At 57.5% G+C, this 18297-nt stretch carries 12 protein-coding genes; 4 read left to right on the top strand and 8 right to left on the bottom strand.

From position 1 onward, the window contains the following. Positions 1 to 56 precede the first annotated feature (56 nt). Complete coding sequence (locus tag M2103_RS09875; protein WP_277510311.1) at positions 57 to 2363, bottom strand: cation:proton antiporter; 2307 nt, start codon at positions 2361 to 2363, stop codon at positions 57 to 59. A 234-nt stretch (positions 2364 to 2597) separates the two neighbouring features. Between M2103_RS09875 and M2103_RS09870 the strand changes: the two genes are divergently transcribed. Continuing rightward, the gene (locus tag M2103_RS09870) at positions 2598 to 2981 is read left to right on the top strand and encodes a hypothetical protein (protein WP_277510310.1); all 384 of its coding nucleotides are present in this window, start codon (positions 2598 to 2600) and stop codon (positions 2979 to 2981) included. A 252-nt stretch (positions 2982 to 3233) separates the two neighbouring features. On the opposite strand, the gene M2103_RS09865 is transcribed toward M2103_RS09870, so the two are convergent. From M2103_RS09865 to radC, 4 genes are all read right to left on the bottom strand, one after another. After that, positions 3234 to 5435: an FAD-dependent oxidoreductase gene (locus M2103_RS09865; protein WP_277510309.1), complete on the bottom strand. Its 2202-nt coding sequence runs from the start codon at positions 5433 to 5435 to the stop codon at positions 3234 to 3236. A 162-nt stretch (positions 5436 to 5597) separates the two neighbouring features. Next, the gene (gene mnmE / locus M2103_RS09860; RefSeq protein ID WP_277510308.1) at positions 5598 to 7010 is read right to left on the bottom strand and encodes a tRNA uridine-5-carboxymethylaminomethyl(34) synthesis GTPase MnmE; all 1413 of its coding nucleotides are present in this window, start codon (positions 7008 to 7010) and stop codon (positions 5598 to 5600) included. A 282-nt stretch (positions 7011 to 7292) separates the two neighbouring features. Continuing rightward, positions 7293 to 8384 (bottom strand): hypothetical protein, encoded by a 1092-nt coding sequence (locus M2103_RS09855; RefSeq protein ID WP_277510307.1) that lies wholly within the window; start codon positions 8382 to 8384, stop codon positions 7293 to 7295. A 194-nt stretch (positions 8385 to 8578) separates the two neighbouring features. Continuing rightward, positions 8579 to 9307, bottom strand: a complete 729-nt coding sequence (gene radC, locus M2103_RS09850; RefSeq protein ID WP_277510306.1) for a DNA repair protein RadC — start codon at positions 9305 to 9307, stop codon at positions 8579 to 8581. Positions 9308 to 9556: 249 nt separating this feature from the next. Between radC and M2103_RS09845 the strand changes: the two genes are divergently transcribed. Beyond that, positions 9557 to 11410 (top strand): DNA topoisomerase IV subunit B, encoded by a 1854-nt coding sequence (locus M2103_RS09845; protein ID WP_277510305.1) that lies wholly within the window; start codon positions 9557 to 9559, stop codon positions 11408 to 11410. A 499-nt stretch (positions 11411 to 11909) separates the two neighbouring features. Here M2103_RS09845 and M2103_RS09840 read toward each other — a convergent pair whose 3' ends face one another. Continuing rightward, positions 11910 to 13469, bottom strand: a complete 1560-nt coding sequence (locus M2103_RS09840) for an alpha-N-arabinofuranosidase (protein ID WP_277510304.1) — start codon at positions 13467 to 13469, stop codon at positions 11910 to 11912. A gap of 250 nt (positions 13470 to 13719) precedes the next feature. On the opposite strand from M2103_RS09840, the gene M2103_RS09835 reads away from it, so the two are divergent. Together M2103_RS09835 and M2103_RS09830 are read left to right on the top strand one after the other, a co-directional pair. Continuing rightward, complete coding sequence (locus M2103_RS09835; protein WP_161554732.1) at positions 13720 to 14058, top strand: RDD family protein; 339 nt, start codon at positions 13720 to 13722, stop codon at positions 14056 to 14058. Between the two features lie 309 nt (positions 14059 to 14367). After that, positions 14368 to 14790, top strand: a complete 423-nt coding sequence (locus tag M2103_RS09830; RefSeq protein WP_277510303.1) for a hypothetical protein — start codon at positions 14368 to 14370, stop codon at positions 14788 to 14790. Positions 14791 to 14993: 203 nt separating this feature from the next. Here the strand turns inward: M2103_RS09830 and rfaD are convergent, their stop codons facing one another. Together rfaD and M2103_RS09820 are read right to left on the bottom strand one after the other, a co-directional pair. Further along, positions 14994 to 15992 (bottom strand): ADP-glyceromanno-heptose 6-epimerase, encoded by a 999-nt coding sequence (gene rfaD, locus M2103_RS09825; RefSeq protein WP_277510301.1) that lies wholly within the window; start codon positions 15990 to 15992, stop codon positions 14994 to 14996. 181 nt (positions 15993 to 16173) lie between these two features. After that, a complete protein-coding gene (locus M2103_RS09820; protein ID WP_277510300.1) occupies positions 16174 to 18255 on the bottom strand; it encodes a carbon starvation CstA family protein in 2082 nt (693 codons plus the stop codon). Between the last annotated feature and the right edge of the window lie 42 nt (positions 18256 to 18297).

Below are 18297 nucleotides of genomic sequence, written 5' to 3'. Positions count from 1 at the left end.
GCGGTGGGGCGCGCTCGCCGAGCGCGCCGGGAATCACGAGGTGCAACCGCCCTCCCCTACTCTTCCGTCTCGCCCGACTCCGCGAGCCAGGCGTTGAACGCGCGCAATTCGTCGGGCGTGCTTATCACGAGCAACTCGTCCCCCGCCATGAGAACTTCGTTTCCATCGGGGTTAAGTATGCGGCGGTTCTCGCGGCGTATGCCCAAGATTTGCACGCGGTGCGTTTGCGCAAGGGCGAGCGAGCGCAGATCTTTCCCGGCCGCGCGGCTGTCCGGCGGCACCAGCAACGTGTCTATGCTCACATCGTCGAATTCGGTCGTGCAGGCGCGACCGGAAACGGAGGTGAGCATTTTTTTGCCCGCGGCCACTTGTTCCTCGGTGCCAATCAGCAAAACCTTGTCGCGCGGATAAAGCACTTCCTCGGGGCTCGGGTGGGGAATCATCACACCCTGACGTTCGATGCCGGTGATCACGCAGCCGTAGAGCGCGCGCAAATCCAACTCGTTGATGCGTTTCCCTTGGCAATCAACAAGATCGGGCAGCGTGCAGCTTGTCGCGCGAATGCCCCAGTCGTCGCGCATGGCGAGCCAGGGCGCGGCTGTTTCCACGCCCAATTGCGCGGGATGGTTGAGCATCGAGTGCAGTTCGGACTCCATTTCGCTATGCCAGTAAATCAACCTGCGCCGCAACATGAACAACAGCACCGCCGCCGCGAGCACGCTTGTGAGCAAAAACCAGCGTGTGCCGGGCATCGACGGCAACAGCGTGAAAAACCACACAAACATGATCGTCGCCGCGAGAATCTTGAACATCGCCTCCATCACTGGCCGCAGGCGATGCGATCCGGTCGCACGCCGCGGCACGAGCACTTGCGCATAAAGCAGGCTCAACGCGGAGAGGTTCCTCCACAACGCCACGAGCGGCGCCAGAACCACGATCATCATGAGCAACCAAAACAACACGAACAGCCCGTTCGGAAACAGCCAGTCCTCGCCGAGCCAGTCCGTCAGCAAACCGAGCAGCGGACGCGAAAAAACCATCACGCCCGTGACCATGAGCACTTCGACGGCGACCTGAATGATGCGCTTGCGGCTCAACTGCCAGAGCATGTTCTTCTTGCTGCGCATCTTCAGCTGATCGAGCTGCGTGTTGTAATACGAATGCCACGTGCGCATCCATCCGGGCATGCGGTTGACAATCGCCTTGCTGATTTTTCCGGCATTGCGCGTCAGCGAAGGCGCGCACACGGTCGTCAGCAACGAAACACCGACGGCGATCGGGTAAAATTCCTTTGGCACAAGCAACGCTGCGACACCGACTTGCGCGATTATGAAGGAAAACTCGCCAATGGGTGTCACCATCAAGCCGGCCCGAAACGCATTGCGCAGCGGCGTGCCGATCAACGAGAGCCCGAACGAAACCGCAAACGTGCGCACCACAATCGTGAGCACCGCGACCGCCACGATCATTTTCCACGAGGAAAGCAGCAGTCCCGGTTCGATTTGCAGCCCGATCGCCACGAAAAACACCGATGAAAACACATCCGTCATTCCCTCGAACGTGCGCTCCACCTGAATGCGCTGCGGTGTTTCCGCCACGATCATGCCGAGCAAAAACGAGCCCAGCGCGAGCGAATACCCCGCCTCGTTTGCCAGCAGCGCCAGACCGAGCAAAATGCCGGCCACCGCCACGGTCTGCAACTCACCGCTCGCCGAAATGCTCAGCTTGCGCAACAACCACGGCACAAAAAGCAACCCCGCCACGCCCGCCATCAACACAAACATCGCGAACGTGCCGAGCGTGCTCCCGATGTGCGCCTCCTGGGTGCTTCCGAATTTCGCGACCGAGTTGAGCACCGCCACGAGAATCACCGCGACCACATCCTCGAGCACCACCACGCCCATCGCCGTCTGCCCCGCGCGCTCGTGCGCCCCGCCCGTTTCCTCGAGCACCTTGCTGATAATTGCCGACGACGACACCATCAACATGCCCGCGAGAAAAAGCCCCTGCATCGGCGGCATGGCAAACACCCCCGTCGCCACCATGCGCGTGATGTAGTAGATCGTGCTCGCGCTTACAAACACCGCCAGCATCACCGACAGCCCGAGCCGGCGCAGCCGTCGCAAGCTCAACCGCAGGCCGATCCCGAACATCAAAAAAACCAAACCCACTTGCGCAAGCCGTTCAATACGAGCCGTGTCCTGGAGCATCGTCTCTGTGAACGGATGCAAGGAAATGAGCATGCCCGCCATCAAGTATCCGACGACGACGGACAGCCCGATGCGCTGGCAAACCCACCCGGCGGCTGCGGCGACAACGAGCACCAAGGCGAGGTCCTGTATGAAAAAAATCCCTTGGTCCATGATGGTTAGATTGAGCAACCAAGACTCGACCCCACCCCGCCCAAATCGTCAAGCCCCGTAGCGACGTGGCGGCGTGGCGCAGACTTCCAAGTCTGCCTCCTAATCCTACCAACCGCATGCGCGTAGGGGCGTCGCTTGCGACGCCCGCAAAAACTCCCCTTCCCCATTCAACAGCGACATATCCAAGGCAAACACGCTTGCCTGTGGGCGGCTCATTTGTAACATCCATTAAAAATGAAAGCACTTACCCTTTTTCTATTCATGCTTTCGGTTCTATTCTGTGCTGGTTGCATAAGCAGGGAGTATCGAGCCCCGGGGCGGCTGGCGGTATTGCAAGAGAACGCGGAACGGCTGGACCTTGGCCAGGAACAAGTGGCAGCGTTGGCGCGTGAAATGTCAGGTTCATGCAAGATTACATCCATTGAACGCATTACACCCGAGAGGATTAAAATTTGCTCGGAGGATTATCACACTCGGCGTCCAGCATACGAAGATATCTATATAGCGCGAAAAGGAGAAAAAACAGTGCAACTTGTTACGACTCTCATATATCTTCAGCGGTTCGTCCACACGGTGGCGAAAGAACCGAATCAAGTAGCCGAAACGGTTGGGCATTAGAGGGGTGCAATTGCGAAAGGTAATAAAGAAGCGAGGCGCACGCATTTATGGAGTGCGGCGATTTATCGCTGCTTTGGGCAGCGGGATTCATTCCGCCGCCTCCCTTATCGAACAATGGAATGGGCGCGGGGTAGGGCGAAACCGTGGAGGAAGCCAAGGCCAGCCTGAGAGATGCTGTTTGGCTGGTTCTGAAGTCGTTTGATAATGCGTAAAGAGGTCACTTGAAATCTTAATATATTTGTGATCAATATATTAAGATTTTTTAAGATCGCCTGCCCCACCTTTCTCCGCGCTCACACTCACGCCCCCCAACCGCCCGGATTCGATCAAAGCCATCAATATGTTGATATCGGCGGGCGTGATGCCGCTGATCCGGCTCGCCTGACCGAGCGTGTAAGGCCTGAATTGCTGGAGTTTCTGGGCGCATTCCTTGCGCAACCCGCGCACGTTCAGGAAATCCATTTCAGGCGGAATCTTGACCTTTTCAATGTGAGCATATTTTTCGATCTGGCGTTGCTCTCGTGACAAATATCCTTGATATGCAATGCGATACAAAACTTCATCACGAACAGCTTGAGATTGCGCAAGAAGCTCCGATGGTAGGGCGAAGCCTCCGGCTGAGCCGTTTTTTGAATCACCACTCGACTTGTCCGCATCGGATTGCGACTCAGCCGGAGGCTTCGCCCTACCCGTTCCACCCCGCCGGATAATATCTCCCCAAGTCCCCTGCCCTGCCCCGCTGCCTGCGGACGGACGCGTTTTTTCCAACTGCTCAATCCAATGTGCGATCAGCCGGCATTTTTCATCGATGCGCGCAATCCGGCTCGCGCTTAGCAGCCCATGTTCGCGGGCGTGATGGATGAGGCGAAGCTCCGCGCTGCCGTGGTTAAAGAGCAGGCGATGCTCGGCGCGACTCGTGAACATGCGGTAGGGCTCGTTTGTGCCCTTGGTCACGAGGTCGTCGATGAGCACGCCGATATAAGCCTCGTGACGGCTGATCACGAGCGGAATTTGTTGTCGGATTTTTCGCACGGCGTTCACTCCGGCGACAAGCCCCTGCCCTGCCGCCTCCTCGTAACCCGAAGTGCCGTTGATCTGGCCCGCAAAGAAAAGATTCTCGACCTTCTTCGATTCAAGCGACGGATAAAGCTGGGTCGGCGGCGCATAATCGTATTCGACTGCATAAGCAGGACGAAGGATGACGGCGTTTTCGAGTCCCGGCACGCTATGCACCATTTCGAGCTGCACATCGAACGGCAGCGATGTGGAAAGCCCGTTGATGTAATACTCGCCGGTCGTGCGGCCCTCGGGTTCGAGAAAAAGCAAATGACGCGGCTTTTCGGCGAATTTCACGATTTTGTCCTCAAAACTCGGGCAATACCTCGGCCCGATACCCTCGATCTGACCGGAATACATCGCCGAGCGGTGCAAATTGGCGCGCACAACCGAGGCTGTCTGCTCGTTTGTGTATGTCATCCAGCACGCAAGCTGCTCGCCGCCGGGCTTCCAGCCGGGCCGCTTGAAAGGCCAAAGCTTCTGCTGTTCCACGTGGAACGGCGTTTCGCGCGCGCCCTCGTTTATATTTGGTAGGGCGAAACCTCTGGCTGAGCCGCCAGTCATCGGCTCACCCGGAGGGTTCGCCCTACCCAATTCACCGTGAAATGGCGGAGTCAGGCATTCCGCACTCCGCATTCCGCATTCCGCATTCCCTTGTTCCACGTGGAACAAGTCCTTCGGGTCGCGCGTGTCGTAAAATCCGAAAAGGGTCGGGGAGGCGTCGCCGTATTGCGGCTGCATTTTGCTAAAATCCAAACTTCGCCCGAGCACGCGGCAGGGCGTGCCGGTTTTGAAGCGGTCGAGTTCAATGCCGCCTTCGAGCAGGCTGGCGGAAAGGGTGAGGGCGCTGAAATCGCCGAGCCGCCCGCCTTCGTTTTTGTTTGAGCCGATGTGCATGAGCCCGCGCAGAAACGTGCCGGTGGTGAGGATTACCGTATGGCCGAGAAACTCAATATCGAGATTGGTCTGCACGCCGGTGACGCGGTCGCGGGAGGGCAGGGCATAGGTGAGGGCGGTGACGGTGGCTTGGAAAAGTTGCAGATTGGGCTGGAGCTCCAGCGTCTGCTTCATGCGAAATTGGTAGGCTTTTTTGTCGCATTGGGCGCGTGGGGACTGAACTGCCGGGCCTTTCGATTCATTGAGCAGGCGAAATTGGATTCCCGTAACATCGGTATTGACAGCCATTTCGCCACCGAGCGCGTCGATTTCGCGCACGATTTGCCCCTTGGCTTGTCCGCCGATGGCGGGATTGCACGACATCTGGGCAACGGTGTCGAGATTGCCGGTGACAAGCAGGGTGCGCGCCCCCATGCGGGCGGCGGCCAGCGCCGCCTCACAGCCGGCATGACCGGCCCCGCAGACGATGACATCAAATGGATTGGATGGATTGTAGATCACGGGTGGAGAAAAAGGCTGAAGAACAGAAAAGGAAAGGAGTCAGGAGTCAGAATACAGGAGTCAGGAGAGGCGCTATAGAGCCGTGGCGGGTTTGGGTTGGAAGCTTTCTGTTTTGCTATATTCTGACTCCTGACTCCTGTGTTCTGTATTCTAATTTCATAACTATTTTCCTATGCAGAAAGTTGCGAAGAGGTGGTCGAGCATGCGCTCGTTGTCAATGCGGCCTCCGATTTCACCGTAGGCATCAAGGGCGGCGCGGAGGTCGGCGGCGAGCAACTCGACGGGGCCGTTGGTGTCGAGATGAACGAGGGCGGAGGTGAGGCTGGCTTGGGCGCGCGAAAGGGCGTCGGCATGGCGGGCGTTGATCGCGATAATCTCGTCGCCTTGGTCGCGTCGAAATGTTTCGGCGCGGTCAACAATGGCTTTTTCAAGCGCATCCAGCCCTTCTCCTGTCACGCAACTTGTTTTACAAAAATGAGTTATATCATTATTTCTGGAGTTTGAGATTTGGAATTTGAGATTTATTTGAGATTTGGAATTTCCCGTTGCCGCCCCGGCAACGGGCACGAGGTCGATCTTGTTCAAGACAATCAGGGCGTTTTCCTGTGATAACTTTTCCAAAATTTCCGGCGGCAGGCTGGGGTGGGGGCGTGTGGCATCGAGCACGAGCAGGAACAGGTCCGCCTCGGCTGCGCGCTCGAGGGTTTTTTGCATGCCGAGTTTTTCGAGCGGGGCAGGGGAGGGGTTCAGGCCGGCGGTGTCAATGAGCCGCAGGCAGTGCGGGCCGATGTGGAGTCGCTCTTCGATAAAATCGCGAGTCGTTCCGGGTTCGGCACTTACAAGCGCGCGTTCCTGGCCGACGAGGCGGTTGAGCAGGGAGCTTTTGCCGGCGTTGGGCTCGCCGATAATGACCGTGCGGATGCCTTCGCGCAAAAGTTCGCCATAGTGCTGTGTGGCGAGGAGCCGCGCCGTGCCTTTTGAGAGATCCTCAATGTCGCGCCGGACAATCGCGCGATCTTCCGCCGGAAGGTCTTCGTCGGGAAAATCGATATACGCCTCGATGCGGGCGAGGGCGGAGAGGAGGTTCTCGGTGAGCGCGTCGAGATGGCGCCCGAGAGAACCGCGAAGTTGTTGGTTGGCTGCGGTTAACGCCCTTTCACTGCGCGCATGGATGAGGTCCATGACCGCCTCGGCCTGGCTCAAATCGATGCGACCATTGGCGAAGGCGCGACGCGTGAACTCGCCCGCCTCGGCGGGGCGGCAACCGCGCGCGAGAAGGTCTTCGAGGATTTTTTGGGCAATGAAAGGGTTTCCGTGGCAGGAGATTTCGAGAATGTCATCGCCCGTGTAGGAGTTGGGCGCGGCGTAATAGATGGCGACGACATCATCCAGCAGCGCGCCGGAACGGTTGCGATAATCCGCATGGGTGGCGACGCGGGGTTGGGGAGGGTGGGGGAGGGCGAGCGCGTCGCGGGCGATGGCGGCACAATCCGGCCCGCTCGCGCGCACGATGGCGATTGCCGATGTGCCGAGCGGCGTGGCGAGCGCGGCGATGGTGTCGCGGTTGGAAATCATATCCGTGCAATGTGGACACAGCGCGGCCAAGTGTGAAATCCGAAATGCGCGCCGACGCATGGATTGTGCGCAAAGCAAGGCCGGTGTTCAGTTGGTGGCGTGTTCTTTGGTGCCATTTTTCCTTTATGGTGGATTATCTGGTCACACTCTCCAGCAAGTTTTGATCAAGCGCAATTGTGGGGGCGCACCTTGTGCGCGCCCTCATGTTCGCCCTCTTTGTGGATGCGCACGCGAGGTGCGCCCTTACAAAATTGAATCCCAGATCGCCTCCGGTTTGCTCAGTCAGCTTTCCTCTTTCTCCCGAGTTGATGCAGTTTCCTTGGGTGCTTCATCCGGCTTATCAATAGTTGGCGCGGTTTTTTGCGGCTCAGCTTTTTCCTCTTTTGCCGGCTCGCTTTGGTCTGCGACGCCTTTTTTGCGCAGGGCGTCGATTTCCAGCACGGCCGACATTTTTTGCGTGAGGAGTTCATCGGCGGTCACGGTGTCGAGTTTGATTTGCGCGTCCTTGAGACGGCGGAGCTGGCCGAGGGCTTTTGCCTGGTGGATGCGGCAGACTTGTTGCTCGATGCCGGGTTTGAGTTTTGTCTCGAAGACTTCCCAGAATTGCAACGCGGCTTCCCATTCGCCGGTTTGGAGGTCGTAAAACGAAAGGCCGTAACGGTAGGCGTATCGCCAGTCGCCGGGGGTGAGCTCGGTGGCTTGCAGGAAGGCGGCTTGCATGGCCTGGTCGATTGTCGAGCGCGACCACATTTCGGGTTGTTCCTTCAGAAAAATATCGCGCGCCTCGGCGAGCAGCGTGCCGAGCTGATGATAATAAAGCGGTTCTTGCGGGGCGAGCGCTATGGCGGCGTTGTAGAATATGTAGGCTTCGAGCGGGCGGCCCTCCTCGGCGCAGAAATTGCCGAGCTGGTTTTTCACGACGGGGATTTTGTCGTCGAGTTCGTTGGCCTTATACATGAACGCGGCTCCTTCGCGGCTCATGCCGATTTTGTCCAGCAGGAGCCCGTAGGCGACGCAGCCCGGCACGTAATTGGGGTTCATGCGGAGCAACTTGTCGTAGCGATGGGTGAGTTGCTGCAATTTTGAGCGGAAACTGTCGCGGTCAAAATTGGCGCCCGCCGCCTCGGCCTCGGCGAAAATAGTATTTTGCGCGGCAACGATTTCGCGCAATTCACGATCGGCTTTTTCGGTGTCGAGTTGCGGGTGTTGCTTGGGTTTGACCGGCACGGGAACGAATTGCGCGGGTGGTGGCGCATCCGCTCCCTTGGGCGCGGCAATCCCGGGCGGCAGCTCGGCAAACGCGACGCATCCCGAAAAAACACCCGCGAGCAAAAAGGCGGGTGCGAATGTGGAGAAAAAACGCGACAAAATCATTCGTTGAAAAACTGTTGGGAAAAAGTTGAGAACCGAAACCGGCTTGAAGAGTTGGGAAAGCTTGAGACCCGCGCAAGCATGCGAAGTGCGAAGGAATATGATGCCATAACCACGACCGGATCAGACGCGACGAGGCAAAATGAGTCGCGAGCCGGCGCCAATTGCAGCATTGATTGCAACGAGCTTTCACGCAGTCACAGCAGCCCCGCCATCTTGAACGAATACCATCCCGCGCCGGCAGGGTCGTTTGCCGCCTCGCCCACGATTACGTGGTCAACCAAATCCACGCCAAGCACCCTCGCACCCTCGCGAATCTGCCGCGTCGTCTGGATATCCTGCGCGCTCGGCATCGGGTCGCCGCTCGGATGATTGTGCACGCAAATGATACCCACCGCGCCCTCGCGCAACGCCTCGCGAAAAATCTCGCGCGTTCCCGCTAGCGCCTGCGTCGCCGTCCCCGATGAAAGCTCCACCAGTTTTAGCAGCCGGTTTTTTCGGTTCAGACACAAAATCCAAAACTTCTCCACCTCCGCCCCCGCGCAAAACGGCCTCATATATGCCGCCACCCCATCACCCTTGTCGAATACCGGAGCCGCGCCGTTTTGCTGCGCCAGCACCCGTCGCGCCACTTCCATTACCGTTAACAACTGCAACGCCTTCACGCGCCCGATTCCCTTCAGTTTCTTGAAATCGTTTTCCCTCCAGCCAATCAACGCCCCCAGTGATCCCGCCTCGCGCAACAACGCCCCGGCGAGTGTTAGCACATCATGCCCGCGCGTTCCGCTCCGCAACAGCATCGCCAACAACTCCACATCGCTCAACGCCCCCGCTCCCAGCCGTTGCAGTCGTTCCTGTGGACGCTCAGTCGCCGCCAATTCCTTCAAGCGACTCGGCGTATTCGTGGCTGGTTTTTCATTGTCCAAGGGTAAAACGGGGTTCGCAGAACAAATCACGCCCAAGCCGCGCCATGGCAACTGAAAACCAGTGGCACGGTGGCACGGTGCCGCAGATCGCAAGGGCAATTCTGGTGGATTTGTGCAAAACATCTTGCCCCGCGGGCTCTCAGCCGAACGATTATTTGTTTTCGTTTTTCCGTCCGGGCGGCAACCCGCCCGACGCCAAACGCGCTATTTTTCACACTTCACCACTCACACTTCTTCTCTTTTTCGCACATGTCCGCCACTTACGACGAAAAATCCATCAAGACACTCTCCGCCCTCGAGCACATCCGCCTGCGCCCCGGCATGTATATCGGGCGCCTCGGCAACGGCTCCCATCCCGACGACGGCATCTACGTGCTCATCAAGGAAACCATCGACAACGCCATCGACGAATTCACGATGGGCTTCGGCAAGCGCGTCGAAATTCACCTCGCCGACCGTTCCATCTACGTGCGCGATTACGGACGCGGCATTCCCCTCGGCAAACTCGTCGAGTGCGTCTCCATTATCAACACCGGCGCGAAATACGACTCCGAAACCTTCAAGAAGGCCATCGGCCTCAACGGTGTCGGCCAAAAAGCCGTCAACGCCCTCTCCCTCGAATACCGCGCCCAGGCCATCCGCGACGGCAAGTCGCGCCTCGTCGAATTCTACCAGGGCAAACTCAAAAAGGACGGCAAGGTCGTCAACACCCCGCCTGGCGAACGCAACGGCACGCTTGTCGAGTTCACGCCCGACGAGGCTCTTTTCGGTAAGGACTTCCGCTTCCGCTCCGAGTTCATAGAGGAAATGCTCTGGAACTACGCCTACCTCAACCGCGGCCTTACCCTCAGCTTCAACGGTAAAAATTTCCGCTCCGAAAACGGCCTCAAGGACTTGCTTGCCAAAAAGCTCACCGGCGAGCCGCTTTACCCCATGATTCACCTCGAAGGCGAGGACATTGAAATCGCCATGACCCACGGCGCCCACTACGGCGAGGAATACTACTCCTTTGTCAACGGCCAGCAAACTACCATGGGCGGCACGCACCTCACCGCCTTCAAGGAGGGCGTCGTCACCACTGTCCGCAACTTCTTCAAGAAGGACTACGAGGCCGCCGACATTCGCCAGTCCATCGTCGCCGCCGTTTCTGTTCGCGTGATGGAACCCATCTTCGAGTCGCAAACCAAAACCAAGCTCGGATCGGTCACCACCTCCCCCGAGAAAAACGCCCCCACCATCCGGAATTTTGTCACCAGTTTTCTCCAGCAACACCTCGACAACTACCTGCACCGCAACCCCGAGGCGGCCGACGCCATCAAGCGCAAAATCGAGGACAGCGAACGCGAGCGCAAGGAACTCGCCGGCATCCGCAACATCGCCCGCGAGCGCGCCAAAAAGGCCTCCCTTCACAACAAAAAACTCCGCGACTGCCGCGTGCACCTCGACAGCAAAGACAAGCGCGCCGAGGACAGCTCCCTCTTTATCGTCGAGGGCGATTCCGCCGCCGGCTCCCTCACCTCCTGCCGCAACGTGCAGACGCAGGCAGTCTTCGCCCTCCGCGGCAAACCCCTCAACACCTACGGCCTCACCAAAAAGATCATCTACGAAAACGAGGAGTTTCACCTCCTCCAAAGCGCCCTCAATATCGAGGACGGCCTCGACAGCCTCCGCTACAACAAAATCATCGTCGCGACCGACGCCGACGTGGACGGCATGCACATCCGCCTGCTCATCCTCAGCTTTTTCCTCCAATTTTTCCCGGAGTTGATCACCAACGGCCACGTCTTCTTCCTCGAAACTCCGCTCTTCCGCGTGCGCAACAAAAAGGAAACCATTTACTGTTACAACGAAGCCGAAAAACAAAGCGCCCTGAAAAAACTCGGCCAGACCGCCGAAACCACACGCTTCAAAGGCCTCGGTGAAATCTCAGCCGGCGAGTTCAAGGATTTCATTGGCGAGGACATCCGCCTCGAAAAAGTCACGCTCGAGCACGTCCACAACAGCGATCAGCTTTTGAGCTTTTTCATGGGCAAAAACACTCCCGAACGCCAGGAGTTCATCATCAAAAACCTCCGCACTGAAAAAGACCTCATCGAGGTGTGATAGCGTTTGTGCGCCATTTTGGCCTTTAGAGCTGTTTCGGTTTATGAAACGCCTTTTGGTAGGGCGAACCGTCCCGGTGAGCCGGGGATGTTGCGGCTCACCGGGACGGTTCGCCCTACCATTGGCGACACCTAAAAGGTAAAAAATCCCATTCGCGAGCGGGATAAAAATAAGCGCAATGAAGTGCCAGTAAACGACTTTTGCGCATTTGGTTTTGAGCACGAAGCGCGCTCGTGATTTTTCCCGAGGGAAACAAAACTTGAAAAAAAGTTGGCCGGTCGCCTACCCCTAAGCGACCGGCCATTTGCTTTCTTAGTTACCCCAAAACTCCCGCTATGCGGGAGAAATGAAAAATCTTGATTAAGAAGAAAGCCCTCGTGTGCGTTTCGTCAATACCTTTTTTTTAAAAAAAATGCATTCGACATGATTTTTACAAAAAACACCCCGCGACAAAGCTGTTGTCGCGGGGCATTGAGCAGTCTTTGGTAAAAATCGGCCTTTACTCCACAACCAGCGTCACGATGGCTTTTGCGGGCAGGGTGATTGTCAATGTTCCGTCCGCGATTTTCGAATCGGAAAACGCCTTCGGCTCCACAACTCGCGGCGAGTCGAAGGTGTTCACGCTATTGATGGCAGGCGCGGTCAGCAATTGCCCCGATATAACTTTAGGCTGTTTTTCGAGGCCTGCGATTTCACAGCGCACGGTTGCGGGGGCGCTCGGATTTGTGTTCACGAGGCTGATGTGGATTTTGCCGTCTTTGGCGCGCGAGGCGGTGGCGCTGACCGCGGGGATTGTTTTGCCTCCGTGCTCATAATTCGGAGTCGAAAGCGCGAGGGGCAGCGAGGCCGCTCCTTGGTGCGCTTTATACATATTGAATACGTGGTAGGTCGGCGTGAGGACCATTTTTCCCTTGTCCGTGAGAATCATGGCCTGGAGCACGTTGATCGTTTGAGCGATGTTCGTCATCGCAACGCGGTCCGCGTAGGCGTGGAAAATGTTGAAGTTGAGCGCGGCGATGATCGCGTCGCGCATCGAGTTTTGCTGGTAAAGGAAACCCGGCTCGGTGCCCGGCTCGACATCCGTCCAGATGCCCCATTCGTCGATGATCATGCCGATGCGTTTTTGCGGATCATATTTGTCCATGATCGCGGCGTGCTTCGCTATGAGACTGTCCATTTTGAGCGTGTTGACGAGCGTGGCGATGTAGCCGGCCTCGTCGAAATCGGTGGCGGAGCCTTTCGTTTTCCAATTGCCGGTGGGGAGCGTGTAGTAGTGCAGCGAGAGGCCGTTCATGCGGCGGCTTGCGTTTTTCATGAGCACTTCCGTCCAGTTGAAATCGCCGCCGTTCGCGCCGCAGGCGATGCGATAGATTTTACTGCCGGGGTAGTTTTTGACGAATGTGTTGTAGCGTTTGTATTGGTCGGCATAAAACTCCGGCGTCATGTTGCCGCCGCAACCCCAGCTTTCGTTGCCCACGCCGAAGTAGGGGAGTTTCCACGGTTTGTCGCGGCCGTTGGCGCGACGGAGGTTTGCCATTGGTGAATCGGCGTCGGAAGTCATGTATTCGACCCACTCCATCATTTCCTGCACGGTGCCGCTGCCGACATTGCCGCACACATAGGGATCGGCGCCGATTTGCTCGCACAGGTCCATGAATTCGTGCGTGCCGAAGTGGTTGTTTTCCACGACTCCGCCCCAGTGCGTGTTGATCATCGCGGGGCGTTTCTCGCGCGGGCCTATGCCGTCCTTCCAATGATATTCGTCGGCAAAACAGCCGCCCGGCCAGCGCAGCACCGGGATGTTGAGTTCGCGCAGTGCGGCGGCGACGTCGTTGCGAATGCCGCGCGTGTTTGGGATGGAAGAATCCTCGCCGACCCAAATGCCCTCATAAATGCAACGTCCCAAGTGCTCGGCGAAGTGTCCGTAGATGTTGCGATTGATAACCGGGCCGGGCTGGTCAGCGCGAATGATGACAGTGGCGGTTTGCGAAGGAGTCTGGGCGGCGAGCGCGGATGCCATCAGCAAACATGCGAGTGCGATGCGGGTTTGTGTTTTCATGGGAAAGGAGGAGTTTGGGCCAAGCGTTTCTCAAAGGTTATCCCTGCGGCGGCGCGCATCCGCAACCAGACGCACAGTTGACGGTAAAAATTGATTTCGCGGGCTCCGTGCGTGATGCCTTTTTAAGGCGATTCAGGGACTGTTAACATGCGGCGTTGCCGGGCAATTGTTTCTAAACGCAAATAAACATCCTTGCCATCAAAGGGTCATGTTGCATTTATATGCGGACTTTATCCACCACACCTACTATATGAAACCTGCAACATTTGTTAACCGACTCATAGCTTACATTATCGATGGCGTTATTATCTGCATACCGATCGTCGGTCTGATTTACTTTTTCACGAAGGACGCGCTTCCGTTTCTCGGCGGCCAGAGCGTGGGTCGTAAACTGATGAAAATCAAATGTGTTACGGCAGACGGTCAGTCGATGGCCGGTCAATGGGGCCCTTGCGCCATCCGTCAGGTTGTGTTGCTCATCCCGTTCTTCGGCTTGGTTGAGCTCTACTGCGTTCTTATCAAGAACAAGGAAACCGGCCTGCGCCTCGGTGACGAGTGGGCCAAGACCAAGGTCGTGTCAGTCGAATAACACACAACAGCATTTTGAATCAAAACCGCCTGGGAACAGGCGGTTTTTTTTATGCCCGTTGGGTCAATATCCGAGAGACAAACATCTCCAAAATTATTAAAAACCCTTCCATTTGCCACTGGCGGATGTGGAAATATTGCCGCCGTTTCCATGAATTTTGGGTTGGCTTAGTGTAAATGGTTTAACACATTTTTGACCATCTTCTTCTCAGAAGTGCGAGTGATCCGGCAGATGAAACTGCATTTGCGTTTCAATAAGTCATCAATCGTTTTCCACAACCCTCAACGCAAACTACACTACAACAAAATCATGCTATACGGAATCGTAATTATCATACTTGGCCTGCTGGCAATCCCTTCGCTCGTGTTGGCCAAAAAGCCAAACGCCAAGGAACTCTTTGACAAAGTCGCCCCCTACATGGGCTGGATCGGCGTTGTCGCCCTCATTTGGGGCATTTGGACGCTTTACCGCGTAATTCGTTCGCTAAGTCTGCTTAGCAGCGGCACTTGGGGGATTATAACATGGGTTATTTTCCTTGCCATATCCATCGTTGAAATCGGTCTTGGTTTTATCATGGGATACAACTTGGTCGCCAAACACGCGATTTCCAAGAGTCCTGAGGCCCAGGCAAAGGGTCAGGAAATGCTGGCAAAAGTCGCTCCTTACCAAGGCAAGCTCGGCATCGCGGCGATCATCACCGGTATCATCTATATCGTCCTCCACTTTATCTAAGGCGCAAGTTTCATGCGCAAGGGCAGGGGCGTCGCAAACGACGCCCCTTTTTTTATTTAAAACAAGTTCAATATCTCGAAGCATGTTTTGTGATGGAGGGACGACCTCTGTGTCGTCCGGTTTGAAAAACGAACGGACTCCGATTGCGCACAGACAGGCCGGAGCCCGCCCTTACAATGCCTCGCTGCTTACCCCGAGGATCTTCACTCTCCCAGCTTTTTGCCGGTCACCAGGTAGTTTTGCACGTAGTCGCGCACGCTCTCTGAAAGCGGTGTGAGCGGTTTTTCGTAACCGCTGGCGCGCAGTTTCGAAATGTCGGCGCAGGTGTAATACTGGTATTTGCCGCGCAGGACTTCCGGCATGTCGATAAAGTCAATCTTGGGATTCTTTCCGAGCGCGGAGAAAATCGCATTCGTAAGCGTGAGCCATGTGTTTGCCTCGCCGGAGCCGAGGTTGTAAAGACCGCCGCCGCCGGTCGCGGTTTCGGCGAAGTGAATCGTCATTTCGACGGCGTCTTTCACATAGAGGAAATCGCGCATCTGCTCGCCGTCCTTGTATTCGGGTTTGTGGCTCTTGAAAAGCTGCACCCGGCCGGTCGAGAGGATTTGCTGGTAGGCCTTGTTCACAAGGCTGCGCATCTCGCCCTTATGGTCTTCGTTGGGGCCAAAAACATTAAAATACTTCACGCCCACGATGCGATCGAGCAGACCGTGCCGTTGCGCGTAGAGATCGAACATGTGTTTCGAATAACCATACATGTTGAGCGGGCGCAGTTCGGAAATGTTGTCATTTTTGTCATCCATGCCCCGCGCGCCGTCGCCGTAGGTGGCCGCGGACGACGCGTAGATGAAGCGCGCTTGCTGCGCCAGCGCCCAGCCGGCGAGCTCCTTGGTCGTCTCGTAATTGTTGTCCACGAGGTAGGATGCGTTTTTCTCGGTCGTGGCCGAGCACGCGCCGAGGTGAAACACGGTGGCGAATTTCCCAAGCACGGACGGCGTCTCGTGTATCTTTTTTCTGAATACATCCGCCTCAATATAGTCGCTGAATTTCAACGGAACGAGGTTCCTCCACTTCTCCTCCTGGCCGAGAATGTCGGTGACGACGATGTCGGTGAAGCCGCGTTTGTTGAGCGCCCAGATGAGCGCGCTGCCGATAAATCCGGCGCCGCCGGTGACAAGAATGCGTCCGTTGCTATTTGCCATGATGTCGGCAACATAGCGGTTGGCGCACCGGCTGCACGTTTTTTTTGAAAAACACTCCCTGAGTCTTCGTCCCGCCGAATTTCAAGCCGCTTGCCAAGGCGTCCGCGCAATTCGTTTTGTCATGAGACGCTCTTTCGCAATCAGCGTCTCATGCGCAAACAAACACTCCGGCGAAAGCGTCTCACCCTTCCGCCGCCACCTCGACGCGCGAGTCCTCATGCAGCGGCAGCTTTTGCCCCTTCACCAGCATGAGCCACCAGCAGCGCGCGCTGGCGCCGACGATGAGCAGCACGAGCACCATGAAAATCGCCGTCACGCCCGTGTTCACGTAGTTGTTAAAAACGAGATGCTTCCAAACCGCGACTTGCTCGGGCGAACCGAGGCCCGCGGCGATTTTTTCATTCAACCCGCGCGCCGCGCTCAGGAACCCGAGGCGCGGATCGGCGGCGAAAATCTTTTGCCAGCCCGCCGTCATCGTCACCGACAACAACCACGCCAGCGGCAGGAACGCCACCCACACGTAACGCGCACGCCCCATCTTGATGAGCACCGTCGCGCCGAGCGAAAGCGAGATCACGGCGAGCAACTGATTGGCCACGCCAAAGATCGGCCAGAGCGAATTGATGCCGCCGTGCGGATCGACCACGCCCTGATACAAAAACCATCCCCACGCCGCCACGAACAACACGCTCGCGGCCCAGTTCGCCGCGGAGGATTTTGTGTTGCCGAGCGGCTTCCACACCGAGCCGAGCAAGTCCTGCACAAGAAACCGCCCCACCCGCGTGCCCGCGTCGATCGTCGTTAATATGAACAGCGCCTCGAACATGATCGCGAAGTGATACCACAGCGACATCGCCGTGGGATCCTTGAACACGTTCGAGAAAATCCGCGCCATGCCCACGGCAAACGTCGGCGCGCCGCCCGCGCGTCCGATCATTGTTTTTTCGCCGACATCCGACGCGAGTTTCGCCATCTGCTCCTCGCTCACGGGGAAGCCGAGCTCGGTCACCTTGGACGTCACCTCGGCGGCGGTGCCGGTCATGTTAATTGAGAAATATTCGCCCGGCTGCATCGCGCACGCCGCGACCAGCGCCATCACGCCGACGAGCATTTCGGTGATCATCGCGCCGTAGCCCACCACGCGGATGTCCCTTTCGCGCGCGAGCAGCTTGGGCGTCGTGCCCGACGAGATCAGCGCGTGAAAACCCGAGATCGCCGCGCACGCGATCGTGATAAAACAAAACGGAAACACCTTGCCCGCGAACACCGGCCCCGTGCCGTCGGTGAACTTGGTCAGCGCGGGCATGTGCAGCGTCGGCGCGAGAAACACAATCGCCACGCCCAGCATCGCCACCGCGCCGATTTTCATGAACGTGCTCAGGTAATCGCGCGGCGCCAGCAGCAACCACACCGGCAGCACGCTCGCCAGCAAACCGTAACCCATGATTCCCCATGCCAGCGGCACGCCGCCAAGCGTCAGCCAGCCCTCGAGTGCTGTGCCCTGAATCCATTTTCCGGCAAACACCGACAGGATCAGCATCACCACGCCGAACACGCTCACCGCGCCCACGTGCACCTTGCCGGATTTCAGTCCCACGCCCATGACCATCGCGATCGGAATCGTCGCCAGAATCGTGAACAAACCCCACGGACTTTCCGCGAGCGCCTTCACCACGACGAGCGAAAGCACCGCGATGATTATGATCAAAATCGCCACCGTGCTGATCAACGCCACCACGCCCGCGAACGTGCCGACCTCGTCGCGCACCATTTGCCCGAGCGATTTTCCGCCGCGCCGAATCGAGCAAAACAAAATAAGCGAATCGTGCACCGCGCCGCCCAGCGTCGCGCCGACCAGAATCCACAACAGTCCCGGCAGATAACCGAATTGCGCCGCGAGCACCGGTCCCACCAGCGGCCCGGGCCCGGCGATCGCCGCGAAGTGGTGACCGAACACCACCCACTTGTGCGTGCGCACAAAATCGTGCCCGTCGCTCTTCGCGACCGCGGGCGTGGCGCGCATGTCGTCGAGCGTCAGCACCTTTGCCATCAGCCACGACGAGTGAAAACGATACGCCAGCGCGAACACGCACACCGACGCGATCACAATCCAAATGGCGTTGATCGGCTCGCCTCGCGCCAGCGCGATGATGCTTGCCGAGATTCCCAGCAGCACGGCCACAACGGCCCATGCCAGGATTGCCAGCGGTGATAAACGGGGACGACCAGTCTTTGTCTTCAATTGCTCGGGTGTATTGTTCATGGGGAAAAACAGCGCAAAAACAACCGCCATCGAAACCGGATG

Source organism: Ereboglobus sp. PH5-5 (assembly GCF_029504805.1).
Classification (GTDB): domain Bacteria; phylum Verrucomicrobiota; class Verrucomicrobiia; order Opitutales; family Opitutaceae; genus Ereboglobus.
This window is presented reverse-complemented; position numbering and strand designations above follow the sequence as displayed.